The sequence below is a fragment of the Rhizobium herbae genome (assembly GCF_017873135.1).
GTDB lineage: Bacteria > Pseudomonadota > Alphaproteobacteria > Rhizobiales > Rhizobiaceae > Pararhizobium > Pararhizobium herbae.
Genome location: NZ_JAGGJV010000006.1, coordinates 121,161 through 135,143, shown reverse-complemented (window position 1 = coordinate 135,143; position 13,983 = coordinate 121,161). Strand labels below are relative to the sequence as shown.

Below are 13,983 nucleotides of genomic sequence, written 5' to 3'. Positions count from 1 at the left end.
CCTGGCTTGAGGACGCCCGTCACGAGACACTCCCCCGCTATCGATGCGATTTCGCCCGGCCACGTTGAGAAAGACCCGGGGCCGGCCAGCATCGAAATGATATGCGCGGGAGTGCCTGGCACTGGTTCGTCGCCCTCTTGTTGTGATCCCCGCTACCTATTAGATAATGGACATCTCTTAAAAGCAGGAGCTTCATATTGAACGAGATTCTGGGCGGTGGAACTGGCTTTGTCTTGATCGGCGCTGGCATCACTTTGGCAGGCGTCGTTGCCGGATGGCTGATGTCCACGGCTTCCTCGCGGGTTGGAACACGATCGAAACGGAGCGGGGCATCGGCAGCTGAAGTTCGCCAGCTGGCTCTGCGTACCGTAATCGCACTCGACGAATTCGTCGGGGCCTGCCAGGCGGCGGTCAACGATACGCCTGAATTCAACCCATCCGATCCCTCAGAATTCGTTTTCCATGTGGAGGATCCACGCCTCGCCCTACCAAGAGATGCCGAGTGGAGCATCATGCGTACCGACGTCGTTGAACAGCTCTTGTGGATGCCGAACCGCATCCGCAACGTGCTTGACGCGCTTGATTCTCTGGACATCGTGCCGCCTGCTTTCGACGAGTTGTTCGAGCGCCGCGAAGAGGACTTTTCTCGGCTGGGCCTCAGAGCGTTGGACCTGATCCAAACGATTTCCGCGGAATACGAGCTCCCGATACCCGAGCGGCCGGCCTACTACGACCCCCGTCGCGAATTCCAGAACCGGATCCAGACGATTGCGGATGCTCGGAGCCGCCGCCGCGAGGCCGGCATGGGTCATAAGGGGGATGATGTGTCTAACATTACGCCGCTGTTCCCCAAGCATCGTCGCGACGCTGCCCTGTCTGCTCTGGATGTCGATCCGAAGGCCTGATGACATCTGCTGACGATCTGCAGTGTTGGTAAAACAGGAGATGAGGCCAGCCTGATCCGACCCTATTCATCGTCCTCATCTTGGGGTGCCGTCGCTGAATGTGGCGTGAGCAGAACAGATCTTTGCCCCTGTACCTCTGCCATTATTCTCCCTTCTCTCCGACACGGGCAAGAACGAAATCATGCTCGACCGCCCAGAAATCCCCGTCGAATTCATAAGCCCTGGCGCGGTCCGGATCGTGTGTTTTCCTGAATTCGGCGAGTAGGCTTTCCTTGACGCCGAAGACCGCGTCCGAATTGATATAAGGATCGTCGGGATCGAAGATGTGGGTTATCAGCGTCTCGAAGCCGTGGGCCTTGATGATATAATGCAGATGGGCCGGCCGGTTCGGGTGACGGCCGAGATGATCAAGCATCTGGCCGACCGGGCCATCGTTCGGGATCGGGTAATATTTCGGCTTGACCGCCCGGAACCAGTACTGGCCGTCGGCACCGGTGCGAAAAACGCCGCGCAGGTTGAAATCCGGCTGGATGCCCTGCTGCTGCACATCATAGAAACCCTCGTCATTGGCCTGCCAGACGTCGATCACCGCATCCTTGATCGGTTGTCGATTGGTGTCGAGAATGCGCCCGCCGATCACCATATCCTCGCCTTTGGCATCGAGGCAGATATTGGCGCCCATCTCCAGTTCCGGCGCACCTTCGACATGGAATGGTCCAAGCACCGTACTTTCGGAGGCGCCGGACGGCTTGCGGTTGTTGATCGCATCGACCAGCATCGAGACCCCGAGCACGTCTGAAAGCAGGATGAACTCCTGGCGCCATTCGTTGCACATCTGACCTGTCCGCGTCAGGAACAGGATCGCCTGCATCCATTCGTCCTGCGTCGGTTCGATCTCCTTGACCGCCTCGTGCAGCTTGCGGGTGATCACCTCCATCACCTGCTTCAGGCGTTCATCCTTTGCCGCGCTGTTGCGACCGGTGACGACCTCGACGGAATTTTCCTCGGTGAAGAAGCCCTTTTCGTGCGCGCCCATCATGACCTCACCTTCCCAGAACAGTTGTCAGCGCCCGGCGCAGTTCCGCTTGCGGATCGTCTGCGATGCTATCCTGTCGCCACGCGACATGATGATCGGGCCGCACAAGCAGGATGCCGCTATCGCGGATTTCGCGGATATTGGCCCAGTCGCCAGTAAAATCCTGCCATTGCTGGCGCGGACCGATGACATGCGCGGCGATCTCGATGCCAAATTCCTTGCCGAGGCTGCGGGCCGCATCGATCCAGCCCTGCCCGCCGATACCGGTCAGCACCGTAAATCTGCCATGACCGGCAAGATCGAGCGTCGATATCTTTTCGCCGGTCTGCGAAAATACCCAGGCATGCGGCAACCGGGCGCCCGGCCAACTGGTCTGCTGGCAGTGCAGTTCCGGGTCCTTCGTAAAGGCCGGCTCCATTTGACCGTCGGTCAGAACCGCGTCGGATCGATAACGCTGGTTCATCTCGACACCGTGGCAATCGAACTCGTAGACCTTGTCGGCGATCGCCTTGCGGATGGCGGCGCGCTGTTCTTCAGCCGCAACCGTATTGTTGCAGCGGGCATCCATGTTCTGCTGCATCTTCACGGGGTCGATGGAATCGAGCAAGCCGAGCGCCTTGAAGATCGGGCCGAATTCCTCGATCGATTTGTTGGCGCGGGTGACGATCTGCTTGGCGACAAGAGCGCGCTCGTCCTGATAGCTGTCGAGCAGTTTCGGGCCAGCCCTGCCCTTCAAGACGAAGGCCAGCTTCCAGGCAAGGTTGAAGGCATCCTGGATCGAGGTGTTCGAACCGAGCCCGTTCGACGGCGGATGGCGGTGGATGGCGTCGCCCATGCAGAAGACGCGGCGGTTCGACAGCGTGGTTGCGTACATGTTGTTGACGGTCCAGGTCGAGACGGATTTGATGGTCATTTCGAGATCCGGATCGCCAACGAGATCGCGCACGACCTTCCTGGCATGCGCCTCATCCACAGAGGGGGCCGGTTGGTTGATGTCATAGCCCCAGACGATCAGCCATTCGTCCCATGGCCGCACCATGCGAACCAGGCCCATGCCGATGCCGCCGACATCGGCGCCCGGCTGCAGCACCCAATAAAGCACCGACGGGCGGTGGGCGACGAGACGCGACAGATCGGCCTTGAACAGGATGTTCATCGAACCGGCGACCCCCATCTTGCCCTCGAACGTCAGGCCAGCATGTTCGGCAACCTTGGAATTGCCGCCATCGGCGCCGACCAGATATTTCGAGCGGACGGTGAATTCCTTGCCGGTCAGGCGGTCGAGACATGTCGTCGTCACCCCGTCCTCGTCCTGCACATGGCTCAGATATTCCGTCGACATGCGTGACTGGCTGCCGCGTGAACAGGCAGTCTTGAACAGCAGCGGCTCCATGAATGTCTGCGGCAGGTCGTTCATATGGGTGGGTGACGACAGCTGGTGCTCTGCGCGCGATAGCGGGTGCTTGCCCCAGCTCTTCATCCGGCCGATCTCCTCGCCGGTGAGCGAGGTGCAGAAGACATTCTCCCCCATCAGATCCTGCTCGGCGGCGAACATATAGGCCTCGTCCTCAACGTCGCGGCCGAGATCGCGCAGCACCTCCATGGTGCGCTGGTTGGTGATGTGGGCGCGCGGCGTGCTGGCAAGCCAGCGGTAGCGATTGATCACCAGGTTCTCGACACCGTAGGACGAAAGCAGGGCTGCGGTGGCCGAGCCTGCCGGGCCGGTGCCGATGATGAGTACGTCGGTGGTAATGTCAGCCATGAGGCCCTCCCTTATGCGTGAGATTGAGCGGGCCGCCCTTCAGAACGCGGCGGACCGGAAAAAGCTGGATGCCGGTGCGGTCGGAGAACAATCCCCAGAGGCCGCGCGGCGCAAAAAGCATGATGACGATGCCGAGAAGACCCAGCATCAAAAGATACCAGGAGCCGTAGTCGGCGAGCAGGTTCTGCAGGAGAAAGAAGATGATCACGCCGAGGATCGGACCTTCGATCGTGCCGATGCCGCCGATCACGACGATGAAGATGACATAGGCCGTCCAGTCGGTGACCGAGAAGGCGGCGTCCGGCGAAATGCGTGCCTTCTGCACATAGATCAGCGCCCCGGCAACGCCGGTCATGAAGGCGGTCGCCAGGTAGACGAACGTTTTCATCCGGCGCGCATCGACACCCACGGCACGGGCCGCCTGTTCATTGTCGCGCACCGCGGCAAGCCCGAGGCCCTGCTTGCTGCGCAACAGGCGATAGATGAAGCCGATGGTCAAGACGACGAGGATCAGCGCCAGCCAGTAGGTCAGCGCGTCTCCAGCCTGTGACGCCTTCATGCCGAAGAGATCGCGCATCATGCCGACGCCCATCATATCCCGGGTGGCGTCCCGCGGCAGCGACGTGCCCGTGCCGCCGCCAAGCGTCTTCCATTGCGCCAGCAGCAGTCGCACCACCTCGGCCACCACCCAGGTGCCGATGGCGAAATAGGGACCGTAGAGACGGAAGGTGAAGAAGGCGGTCGGAATTGCCAATGCGACCGAAAACAGCCCGGCAATCAGGATGGCCAGGACCGGATCGACGCCAAACAGGATGACCGCGCCGAACATCGTATAGGCGCCGAAGCCGACGAAAGCCTGCTGGCCGATCGAGATCAGCCCGGCATAACCGGCAAGCAGGTTCCAGTTCTGCGCCAGAACCAGCATGGTGAGGATGAAGAACAGGTCCTGGATGACGCCGCGCGAGACGATAAAGGGTGCAGCAAACGCGAGCAACAAAAGAGCAATGACCGCGATTGCCGTGAGCGGCGACGCCTTGGTGCGCGTCTCGACCGTGAAGGAGGGAATGGCCATGGTCATCGATGCACCTCAATCCACCGCGCGCGGGAAAAGGCCGCGCGGCTTGAACAGGAGAACGGCAAGGAACGCCAGATGCCCGGCAAGGATCTGCCATTCGGGATTGATCGCCGCCCCCACCGTCTGCGCCACGCCAAGGATGATGCCACCGGCAAGCGTGCCCCAGAGCGAACCGAGCCCGCCGATAATCACCGCCTCGAAGGCATAGATCAGCCGCGCCGGCCCCGATGTCGGATCGAAATTGGCGCGCGTGCCGAGATAAAGGGCGGCGATCGTCACCACGACCATGGCAAGCCCGGTCGCCATCGCAAAAATGCGCTGCGGCCGGATGCCCATCAGCCCGGCGGTTACCGGATCGTCGGACGTTGCCCGGAAGGCACGGCCGACGGAAGTGCGGTAGATCAGCTGGTTGAGGCAGACGATGACGGCAACGGCCGAAAAGAAGGTCATCAGCGGCATGATGCCGGCGGTGACGGGGCCGAGATTGACCGAGGCGCTCTCAAGACTGCCGGCAAAGACGCGACGGCTGTCGGCAGAGAAACTTTCGAGCAAGCCGTTCTGGATGACGATCGACAGGCCGAAGGTGACGAGCAGCGGTGGCAGGATATCCTTGCCGAGCGTGCGGTTGAGCAGGAAATATTGCAAGGCCCAACCGATGGCGAACATCAGCGGCATGGCGATCACGGCGGCAACGAAAGGGTTGAGCCCGAGCGCTGTGACCAGCACCAGGATCAGGAAGGCGGCAAGCACGATCAGGTCCCCATGGGCGAGATTGACCAGCCGCATGATGCCGAAGACGAGGCTCAAGCCCGCCGCAAACAGCGCATAAAGGCCGCCGAGCAGGACGCCCTGCAGAATGGTATCAAGCCAGTTCATGGTGTTCCGTCCCGAAATAGGCCTTGTGGATATCGTCGCGGCTGAGATCGGCGGCAGCGCCGGAAAGCGTCACCCGCCCCTCCATCATGCAATAGACGCGGTCGGCCACTTTCAGTGCTTGGGCAATGTCCTGCTCGACGATGACGATCGAAGCGCCGGTTTCGCGGATGCGCGGGAAGGCTGCATAGATATCGCGCACGACGACCGGCGCCAGACCGAGGCTGATCTCGTCGCAGAGCAGCACCTCCGGGTTCGACATCAGCGCCCGGCCGATCGCCACCATCTGCTGCTGCCCGCCGGACAGCGCAGTCGACGGGTTGTGGCGTCGCTCCTTGAGAATCGGGAACAGCGCGAAAATGCTGTCGAGCGTCCACGGCCCGTCGACCTTGCGGCCATATCGGCCGATCAGCAGGTTTTCCTCGACACTCAGCGACGGAAAGAGTTTTCGACCTTCCGGCACCATGGCGATGCCGCGCGCGAGGATATCGGGCGCCGGCAGCGCGCCGATCGGCTCGTCGCGATACAGGATCGAGCCCGCCGCATTGGCGAGCACGCCGGAGATCGAGCGCATCAGCGTCGTCTTGCCGGCACCATTGGCGCCGATGATGGCGATGGTCTCGCCTATACCGACGGTGATATCGACACCGAACAGCGCCTGGAAATCGCCATAGGAGGCAGTCAGTCCCGTGGTTTCGAGCAGCGCCATCAGATTTCGATCCCCAGGTAGATTTCGCGGACATCGCGCGATGCCATGATCTCATCAGGCTTGCCGATGCCGATGACCTTGCCGAAATGCAGTACCAGCAGCCGCTCGACGACGGAATTCAGCGCATGCAGCACGTGTTCGATCCAGATGACGGCAACGCCACGCACGTGAATGGCGCGGATGGTGGCGACCAGCGCCCGGCATTCGCCTTCGGTCAGCCCGCCGGCAATTTCATCGAGCAGCAGCAGCTTAGGCTCCGTTGCCAGCGCGCGGGCGAGTTCCAGCCGCTTGCGCTGCAACAGCGACAGGCTGCCGGCCAGCACGTTGGCCTTGTCGATCAGCCCCGTATCCACGAGGATCTCGGCGCAGCGGTCCGACACCTCGGCTTCACGCTGGCGCGAGCCGAAGACACCGGCGACGAGCAGGTTTTCGAACACCGTCAGTTTCTCGAATGGCTGCGGGATTTGGAAGGTTCGCCCCATCCCCGACAGGCAGCGCGCCATCGGCGGCGTGCGGGTCACGTCGCTGCCAAGAAAACGGATGCTGCCGCTGTCGGCGGTGATATTGCCGGTGATCAAATTGAACAGCGTCGACTTACCGGCCCCGTTCGGCCCAATGATGCCCAGTGCCTCGCCTTCGCCGACGGCAAAGGAAATCTGCTCGGCGACCGTCAGCGCGCCGAATTTCTTGGAGATGCTATCGAGTTCGAGAATAGGCATGGTTATCGTTCCAACGAATGTTCCGCATTGCCCCAGCCCCTCCCCACAAGGGGGAAAGGGGCGATGGCGGGTGCCACATATTCCTTCTCCCCGTTCACGGGGAGAAGGTGGCCGCCCCTGTTGTTTGGAAGAGAGGCCGGATGAGGGGTTCCGCCCCCTACCCGATCGCTTCCATCTTGCCGCCGACCGGAATGTTCGGCGCCGTCTTGTTGTCGGTGATGACGAGATCATAGCCGCCGCCGTCCTTCAGCCGCCACTGGCCACCGACAAGCGGGGTCTTGGCAATGTTCTTGGCAGCAAATGGTGGCAGGCCCTTGCCGTCCCAGGCAATCGGGCCGACCAGTGTATCGAGCCTGGTGGCGGCAACTGCCTGCGCGACGATGTCGCCATCCGTCGGATCTCCGGCGCGCTTCATCACGTCCACCGCCAGTTCGAACAGCGCATGGGCAAAGCCGATCGGTTGCGTCCACGGCCGGCTGGTCGCCTTGGTGAAGGCATCGGCGACCTCAGCCGATGTCTGCCCGGTCAGCGACGATCTGAACGGATGGCTCGGCGTCCACCAGACTTCGGACGACAGGTTGTGGCCGGCATTGCCCAGTGCTTCCACCGTCTGCGGGAAAAGCAGCGCCTTGCCGATCGAGGCGACCTTCGGCGCGAAACCCTGCTGCTTGGCCTGGTTCCAGAAGGTGGTGAAATCCGGCGGGATGACGACGCCGGTGATGATCTCGCACTGACCGGATTTGAACGCATTGATCTGCGCGGAAAAATCATCGGTCATGTTCTGGTAGCGGCCGGGATCAGTGAGCGCATAACCCATTTTCTCCAACACCGGCGGGAAGCCGACGACCTTGTCGCCCCAGGCATTGCCGTCGCCATCGTTGGGAAACAGGCCGCCGACCTTCTTGTTGGTCTCGATCTGCGCCCACATGTTGGTGAAGACGGCGATGACGTCCTCGAGGCCCCAGAAGAAATGATAGGCGTAGTTGAACGGCTTCCAGGATGCCGGATCGCCGGGATTGCCCTGCTGGCCGATGAACCAGGGCTGCCAGGGTGCGACCGTCGAAATGCAGGGCATTTCCTCCGCCTCGCAGGTCGTCGCCACCGGATTGGTGGTCTCCGGCGTCGAGGAGACCAGGATCAGGTTGACCTCGTCATCGACGATCAGTTCCTTGGCCACTTCCGCCGCCCGGTTCGGATTGGACTGGCTGTCCTTGACAACAACCTCGTATTTGAGGCCCATCGACTTCGTGGCGGCCAGGAAATTGTCGATGACGAACTTGTCGGCCTCTCCAAACCCCGCAAGCGGGCCGGTCTGCGGGCTGACATAACCGAGCTTGATCGCCACATCTTGAGCGATCGCAGGCGCCGCAAGACCGGATGTCGCGGCGAGCGCGCCGGTGGCAGCCGTCGTCTTTAGAAAATCGCGTCTCGTAAACATGTTTTCTCCTCCCATTGTCCTCTCCTCCCAGAGATTGACGTGTCTGCGTTCAGTCTATGCCGGCCGCCTGCCCTCGAAGGCATCCTGCAGCAGGGCGCGAATGGACGGCCGGTCGATCGGTCGCGGATTCCAGTAGGGGTTTTCGGTGGCGATCTCAGCGGCGCGGTCGAGATCGGCCTCGCTGAGGCCCAGATCCTTCAAGGCCAGCGGCGCCCCGATCCCCTTGGCGAAATCCCAGAGCCCGCCGCCGACGGAGCCGCCAAAAATGTCGGCGACGGGCGCCAGCAGGTCCGGCACGGAAACGGCATTGTAGGCGGCCGTGTGCGGCAGCATGATCGCATGCGTCTCGGCATGCGGGGTATCAAAGGTTCCGCCCAGCGTGTGGCAGATCTTATGATGCAGGGCCATGCCGACCGCACCAAGCACGGTGCCGCAAAGCCAGGCGCCATAGAGCGCATCGGCGCGCAACGGGATATCCGTCGGCGACCCCACGATCTTCGGCAGGCTGGCCTTGAACGCGCGCAGCCCTTCGGCCGCCATCAGCGACGAGATCGGATTGCGGTCCTGTGCATAAAGAGCCTCGACCGCATGCGCCATCGCATTCAGCCCGGACGTGACACTCATTGCAACCGGCAGGCCTGTGGTCAGCGACGCGTCGTAGATCACCACTTCCGGCAGGATCTTCGCATCGCGCACCGTCATCTTTCGTCCGCCCTCCGTCTGGCCGAGGATCGGCGTCGCTTCGGAACCGGCATAGGTTGTGGGGATGACGATCTGCGGCAAGTCTGTGCGATAGGCGATCGCCTTGCCAAGGCCCGTCGTCGATCCACCGCCGAGCGAAACGACGCAATCGGCCCCCGTCTGCTTCACCACTGCCATCGCCGCTTCGGTCACATCGACCGGCGTGTGCATGACGGCACCGGCAAAGAGGCCGACGCAAAGCGGCCCCAACCGCGCGGCAAGCGCTTCCGCATCGGCTTTCTGATGGGGTGTCGAAAGCACCAGCGCCTTGCCGCAGTTGAGCTTTTCGACCCATTCGCCAACTGCCGCGATACGACCCTCGCCGAAGACAATATGCGCTGGACTGCCGCTATAGAGAAAATTACGGCTCATTCCTCCGCTCCTTTTTTGGACCGGACCATGACGAAGGTGAAGTCCAGCCGCCAGCACGGCCCGCCCTTGTCGTGCCGTTCGAACGCGCGGACCAGCTCCTGCTTGACGCCGAAGATCGCATCCTCGGCCAGATGCGGATCGCTGCCATCATAGATATGCGTGGTGATGGTCTCAAAGCCCTGTGCCTTGATCATGAAGTGAAGATGCGCGGGACGGCGCAGCGGATAGCCGGCGCGCCCGAGAAGCCGACCGACCGGCCCGTCGTCGGGAACGCGGTAACCGGAGGGCTTGATTGTCCGATACCGGAAGCGACCATCGACATCGCTCCGGAAAAGTCCGCGCAGATTGAATTCGGGCTGCAGATCGGGCTGCTGGTTTTCGTAAAACCCTTGCGCATTGGCCTGCCAGGTTATGATCTCGGCATTGGCGATGGGTTCGCCGTCGAGATCCTCTACCCGTCCGGAAACCTGCAGCCTCTCGCCGACACCATCGCGCGAGATATCGCTGCCGAGCGCCAGCTGCGGAACATCAGCGCGGAAGAACGGCCCGCGCACGGTATTCGGTGTTGCAGTCTTCGGGCGGCGGGAATTGATCTCCTCCACCAGCGCCGAAGCCCCAAGCAGATCGGACAGCAGCACCCATTCCTGACGGCGCTCATCGCTGGCATGGCCGACATCGGTCAGGAATTCGATGACCTTGCGCCAATCCGCCTGTGTCGGCCGAAGTTCGCGAATGGCCGCATGCAGATGCGTCACAACCGCCGTCAGAACCTGCGGCAGCGCATCATCAGATTGCGGCAATCGCTGCGCAAAAATTTCGGACGAGTTGGCCTCGCTGAAATTCAGCGCGATGGGACCCGGCGTCATGCGTCTCCTCCAAGGCATTGACTGGTGGAGACAAACTAGCCGATCCGAAAAGGACCGTTGATGATTTTATTCCAACTTAATATAACATATCGCTATGAAAATCGATGAACGCCATCTGGTCCAGCTTGCTGCGGTGGTGAAAACCGGCGGCGTCACCGAGGGAGCAGCCCTGCTCGGCCTGTCGCAACCGGCCGTGTCCCGCACGTTGTCAATGCTCGAAGCCCGCATTGGCGAACCACTGTTCATCAAGGGCCGCCGACCGCTGCAAGCCACGCCGCTCGGACGTGCGCTGGCCGATCATGGCCAGACGATGCTGTCGGCATCGAGAAAGGCCTCCGATGTCGTCGAGAGTTTTCGTGTCGGCAAGAGCGGGGTGGTGCGCGTCGGCGGCACGCCCTTCTTCATGGATGCGCTGATCGCCGGTATGATCGCCGAGTTCCAGAACCTGCACCCCGACGTGCGCATCGACCAGACCTATGGCTATTTCCCGGACCTGCGCGCCGCGCTCAATGCCGACCAGATCGATCTCGCCATCTGCCCGATCGATATTCTCGACGAGGGATCTGGCCTCGAATTCCAGCAGATACTGCCCGGCCGAAATGTCGTCGCCTGTCGCGTCACCCATCCGCTGCTGTTGAAGCGCAAGCCGCAGCCGGCGCAGCTGCTGGACTTCCCCTGGATCGCCCCGCCGCCGGGCAGCCCGCTCTTGGCCGACCTGCGCAGCATGCTGCTCTCGTTCGGCGCAACCGAGATCAAGGTCCGCTATTCCGGCGGATCGCTGATGAGCGTCATCAACTATATGAAGGCCGCCGACGCGCTGACGATCATGCCACATAGCGTCGTCTTTGCGCTGCGCAACGAAAAGTCGATCACGGCCCTGCCCGTCTCCATTCCGCATCCGGAACGTGCCCTCGGCCTCCTCAAGCGCTCTGACGCTCCTCGCGCACCGGCCGTCGATCATTTTGCGCGCCATGTCCGCACGAGTTTCGACAACCTCAAGCACTTGATCAAGCGGCATGAACAGTCGGTGGTCTGGGGTTCCTGAACAGAAGGCTAAATTTTGCTGCAGACATTTGGTTGCCACTTTTCGCCCTAGCCCGGGCGTCTCGCATACGCTTTCCTGCCGGCGGGTTTGAACCATCGACACTGCTATCGAGCGCCTTTCGTCAGCGGCATTTCGGGAACCCCGTCGAAGGCGGTGAGGACTATGTCGCTCAACGTGAAATGGGCCGACTTCACCCGAAGAAAGACGGTCACCGCGCCGGTGGCGGGCGCTGCGGAACTTGCCGAGATCGTCGAACTGCCGTTGCCGCCGATCTTTCCTGTTTCAAAGGGTATTCGGTTGCTTGGCGTGACGCTTTCGTCTCGACACGGTCGAACATGCAGATGCACCACAGCTCGCACTTGCATTGTGAACCACCTTGCCCAGATCCATTTGCTCGCGCCCGTGTTATTTTTGGAATTAAACTTTATCGGGCATCTCCATACTGTCGCACAACCTTGATAGGTTTCCGCCGGTCAACTCGGGGAGGCGCGAATGGATACGAACTATCGGGTCACTGGCAAGAACGCGGCGGCACAATTTTCTCTCACCATCCATCGCGGCGACGGCATGCTGCTTCTGGGAATGGACTGGAAGGATGGCCGGCCCCCGGCAAACTTCGTTGGCTTTGCGATCCAGTATCGAGAGCCTGGAACGGATTTCTTCAAGAACGTGCGTAATCGCATCGGCTTTCCTGGCCAGGACGTCCCCGGGGACGGCATTCGCACCACTGACGCGCCGATCCAAAAATTCCGCTGGGTGCATTTTCCCTTCAACGCAGATCTGCCAGGCGCCTTCATCTACCGAGTGATACCGATGTTCATGGGTGCCGACGGCGCGCTCACCCGCGGCGAGGCGCAGGAAGCGGAACTCGCGCTGATGCGCGAAACCATTCCCGGCAAGCTGAATGTCGCCTTCACCCGGGGCTTTGTCTCATCGCAAGCCTTCGTGCGCAACTTCGCTGCCGGCGGTGAATTGATCACGCTTGTGCCGCCCAACGGGGATGAGGGCTTGGACTTCGTGCCTACCCATGCCGATGCCGCCCGAGCGCTCGCCTGGATGGGGTTCGAAGCGCGCGCGGAAACGCTTTCGCTGCTCGAACGCGCACGCGACGAAGGCGCGGAGGTCCGCGTCGTTGCTTATGACCTCAATCTGCCGGAGGTGGTCGAACGACTGGAAGCGCTTGGGCCAAATCTCAAGGTCATTATCGATGACAGCGCGCGAACCAAGGGTCACGGACGACCGGACTCCCCCGAGACCCATGCCGCCGCACGCCTGATCGCCTCAGCCGGCGCGGAAAACGTGAAGCGCCAGAACATGGCAAACCTGCAGCATCACAAATCGATCGCTGTCCGCGGGGGCGGCATCGATACGGTCGTCTACGGTTCGACGAACCACAGTTGGCGGGGCTTTTATGTTCAGTCGAACAATAGCCTCGTTGTTCACAGCGCAAGCGCGGTCGGAGACTATTTTGCCGCCTTCGAGAATTACTTCGCGGCGGAAGGCGCGGCGGATTTTATCGCCTCGGCCAGTTCCGCCGGCTGGCACGACTTGGGGCTGGACGGCGTCGACGCCAAGGTTGCGTTCTCGCCACACAGCGAAGCCAATGGCCTGCTGAATGAGATCGGCGCCGATATCGACGCCGCCGGCTCGAGCGTGTTCTTCTCGCTCGCCTTCCTCGGCCAGACCACCAGGGGACCGATTGGCCCTGCCTTGGGGCGGGCGATACGGAAACCCGATGTGCATGTCATGGGCATCGCAGACGGGCGGGTTGCAGCCGATAACCTCGGACTGACCGTGTTCAGTCCCGACAATCGCCGCCGTGTCGTGCGGTCAGCAGCCCTGACGGGCAACGTTCCGCCGCCGTTCCTGACGGAACCATCCGGGCTTGCCGGTCTCCATGGAAATCAGCGCGGAACGAGGATGCACCACAAGTTCCTCGTCCTCGACTTCGACAAGCCGACGGCCCGGGTCTACCTCGGCTCCTATAATTTCTCGGAGCCCGCCGATCTCAAGAACGGCGAGAATCTGGTGCTCGTCCGCGATCGCACGGTGGCGACCAGCTACATGATCGAAGCACTCCGGATGTACGACCACTATCGATTCCGCGTGGCATCCGAAGACGGTGAAGAAACCGGGCATCCGCTCGAGCTGCAATTGCCGCCGCAGGCGGGCCAAGCGGCGTGGTTCGAGCGTGACTGGACAGATCCGATACGCGTGCGCGACCGTCAGCTTTTTGCTCGCGCCGACTGATGCCGGTGCGGCGGCCTTATAGCAGCGTAGCGTGCCATCTCGTCGGTCCGCAATTGCCGCAAGCCCGTGGTATTTCAGCCTCACGTTCCTTTACAGCCGAGATCTTCCGATGTCCGTAGTGATGACGTCAAGAAGTATGAGGATTGGCTCGTCACGCAATGCCATGTCGTGAAGGCGGGACTCGACGAAAAG

At 61.6% G+C, this 13,983-nt stretch carries 13 protein-coding genes; 4 read left to right on the top strand and 9 right to left on the bottom strand.

What is annotated here, in order from left to right:
- Window positions 1-197 precede the first annotated feature (197 nt).
- Window positions 198-905, top strand: a complete 708-nt coding sequence (locus J2Z75_RS17210; RefSeq protein ID WP_209853989.1) for a hypothetical protein — start codon at window positions 198-200, stop codon at window positions 903-905.
- A gap of 142 nt (window positions 906-1,047) precedes the next feature.
- On the opposite strand, the gene J2Z75_RS17205 is transcribed toward J2Z75_RS17210, so the two are convergent.
- From J2Z75_RS17205 to J2Z75_RS17165, 9 genes are all read right to left on the bottom strand, one after another.
- Window positions 1,048-1,941 (bottom strand): intradiol ring-cleavage dioxygenase, encoded by an 894-nt coding sequence (locus J2Z75_RS17205; RefSeq protein WP_209854308.1) that lies wholly within the window; start codon window positions 1,939-1,941, stop codon window positions 1,048-1,050.
- A 7-nt stretch (window positions 1,942-1,948) separates the two neighbouring features.
- Window positions 1,949-3,703 carry an FAD-dependent oxidoreductase gene (locus J2Z75_RS17200; protein WP_209853988.1) on the bottom strand — a complete coding sequence of 585 codons (1,755 nt, stop codon included), beginning with the start codon at window positions 3,701-3,703 and terminating at the stop codon, window positions 1,949-1,951.
- On the bottom strand, window positions 3,696-4,781 hold the full coding sequence (locus tag J2Z75_RS17195; protein WP_209853987.1) for a branched-chain amino acid ABC transporter permease: 1,086 nt from the start codon (window positions 4,779-4,781) through the stop codon (window positions 3,696-3,698). Before J2Z75_RS17195 ends, J2Z75_RS17200 begins: the two co-directional genes overlap by 8 nt.
- A gap of 9 nt (window positions 4,782-4,790) precedes the next feature.
- The gene (locus J2Z75_RS17190; protein ID WP_209853986.1) at window positions 4,791-5,654 is read right to left on the bottom strand and encodes a branched-chain amino acid ABC transporter permease; all 864 of its coding nucleotides are present in this window, start codon (window positions 5,652-5,654) and stop codon (window positions 4,791-4,793) included.
- Entirely contained in the window at window positions 5,641-6,360 is a 720-nt protein-coding gene (locus tag J2Z75_RS17185) for an ABC transporter ATP-binding protein (RefSeq protein WP_209853985.1), read from the bottom strand. Before J2Z75_RS17185 ends, J2Z75_RS17190 begins: the two co-directional genes overlap by 14 nt.
- Window positions 6,360-7,079, bottom strand: coding sequence for an ABC transporter ATP-binding protein (locus J2Z75_RS17180; RefSeq protein ID WP_209853984.1), 720 nt, complete (start codon window positions 7,077-7,079; stop codon window positions 6,360-6,362). The genes J2Z75_RS17185 and J2Z75_RS17180 overlap by 1 nt, the downstream gene beginning before the upstream one ends.
- Window positions 7,080-7,236: 157 nt before the next feature.
- The gene (locus J2Z75_RS17175; RefSeq protein ID WP_209853983.1) at window positions 7,237-8,517 is read right to left on the bottom strand and encodes an ABC transporter substrate-binding protein; all 1,281 of its coding nucleotides are present in this window, start codon (window positions 8,515-8,517) and stop codon (window positions 7,237-7,239) included.
- A gap of 54 nt (window positions 8,518-8,571) precedes the next feature.
- Entirely contained in the window at window positions 8,572-9,630 is a 1,059-nt protein-coding gene (locus J2Z75_RS17170) for a maleylacetate reductase (RefSeq protein ID WP_209853982.1), read from the bottom strand.
- Complete coding sequence (locus J2Z75_RS17165; protein ID WP_209853981.1) at window positions 9,627-10,496, bottom strand: dioxygenase family protein; 870 nt, start codon at window positions 10,494-10,496, stop codon at window positions 9,627-9,629. Before J2Z75_RS17165 ends, J2Z75_RS17170 begins: the two co-directional genes overlap by 4 nt.
- Window positions 10,497-10,590: 94 nt before the next feature.
- Between J2Z75_RS17165 and J2Z75_RS17160 the strand changes: the two genes are divergently transcribed.
- The 3 genes from J2Z75_RS17160 (at window position 10,591) to J2Z75_RS17150 (ending at window position 13,791) form a co-directional block, all read left to right on the top strand.
- Complete coding sequence (locus tag J2Z75_RS17160; protein ID WP_209853980.1) at window positions 10,591-11,541, top strand: LysR family transcriptional regulator; 951 nt, start codon at window positions 10,591-10,593, stop codon at window positions 11,539-11,541.
- A 162-nt stretch (window positions 11,542-11,703) separates the two neighbouring features.
- A complete protein-coding gene (locus J2Z75_RS17155) occupies window positions 11,704-12,000 on the top strand; it encodes a hypothetical protein (protein ID WP_234937398.1) in 297 nt (98 codons plus the stop codon).
- A gap of 33 nt (window positions 12,001-12,033) precedes the next feature.
- Window positions 12,034-13,791 carry a phospholipase D-like domain-containing protein gene (locus J2Z75_RS17150; RefSeq protein WP_209853979.1) on the top strand — a complete coding sequence of 586 codons (1,758 nt, stop codon included), beginning with the start codon at window positions 12,034-12,036 and terminating at the stop codon, window positions 13,789-13,791.
- The last annotated feature ends 192 nt before the right edge of the window (window positions 13,792-13,983 follow it).

Bases quoted from the DNA above. Each gene is read 5' to 3' on its own strand.
- J2Z75_RS17205 (WP_209854308.1), bottom strand. From the start codon at position 1,941: ATGGGCGCGCACGAAAAGGGCTTCTTCACCGAGGAAAATTCCGTCGAG.
- J2Z75_RS17200 (WP_209853988.1), bottom strand. From the start codon at position 3,703: ATGGCTGACATTACCACCGACGTACTCATCATCGGCACCGGCCCGGCA.
- J2Z75_RS17195 (WP_209853987.1), bottom strand. From the start codon at position 4,781: ATGACCATGGCCATTCCCTCCTTCACGGTCGAGACGCGCACCAAGGCG.
- J2Z75_RS17190 (WP_209853986.1), bottom strand. From the start codon at position 5,654: ATGAACTGGCTTGATACCATTCTGCAGGGCGTCCTGCTCGGCGGCCTT.
- J2Z75_RS17185 (WP_209853985.1), bottom strand. From the start codon at position 6,360: ATGGCGCTGCTCGAAACCACGGGACTGACTGCCTCCTATGGCGATTTC.
- J2Z75_RS17180 (WP_209853984.1), bottom strand. From the start codon at position 7,079: ATGCCTATTCTCGAACTCGATAGCATCTCCAAGAAATTCGGCGCGCTG.
- J2Z75_RS17175 (WP_209853983.1), bottom strand. From the start codon at position 8,517: ATGTTTACGAGACGCGATTTTCTAAAGACGACGGCTGCCACCGGCGCG.
- J2Z75_RS17170 (WP_209853982.1), bottom strand. From the start codon at position 9,630: ATGAGCCGTAATTTTCTCTATAGCGGCAGTCCAGCGCATATTGTCTTC.
- J2Z75_RS17165 (WP_209853981.1), bottom strand. From the start codon at position 10,496: ATGACGCCGGGTCCCATCGCGCTGAATTTCAGCGAGGCCAACTCGTCC.
- J2Z75_RS17160 (WP_209853980.1), top strand. From the start codon at position 10,591: ATGAAAATCGATGAACGCCATCTGGTCCAGCTTGCTGCGGTGGTGAAA.
- J2Z75_RS17155 (WP_234937398.1), top strand. From the start codon at position 11,704: ATGTCGCTCAACGTGAAATGGGCCGACTTCACCCGAAGAAAGACGGTC.
- J2Z75_RS17150 (WP_209853979.1), top strand. From the start codon at position 12,034: ATGGATACGAACTATCGGGTCACTGGCAAGAACGCGGCGGCACAATTT.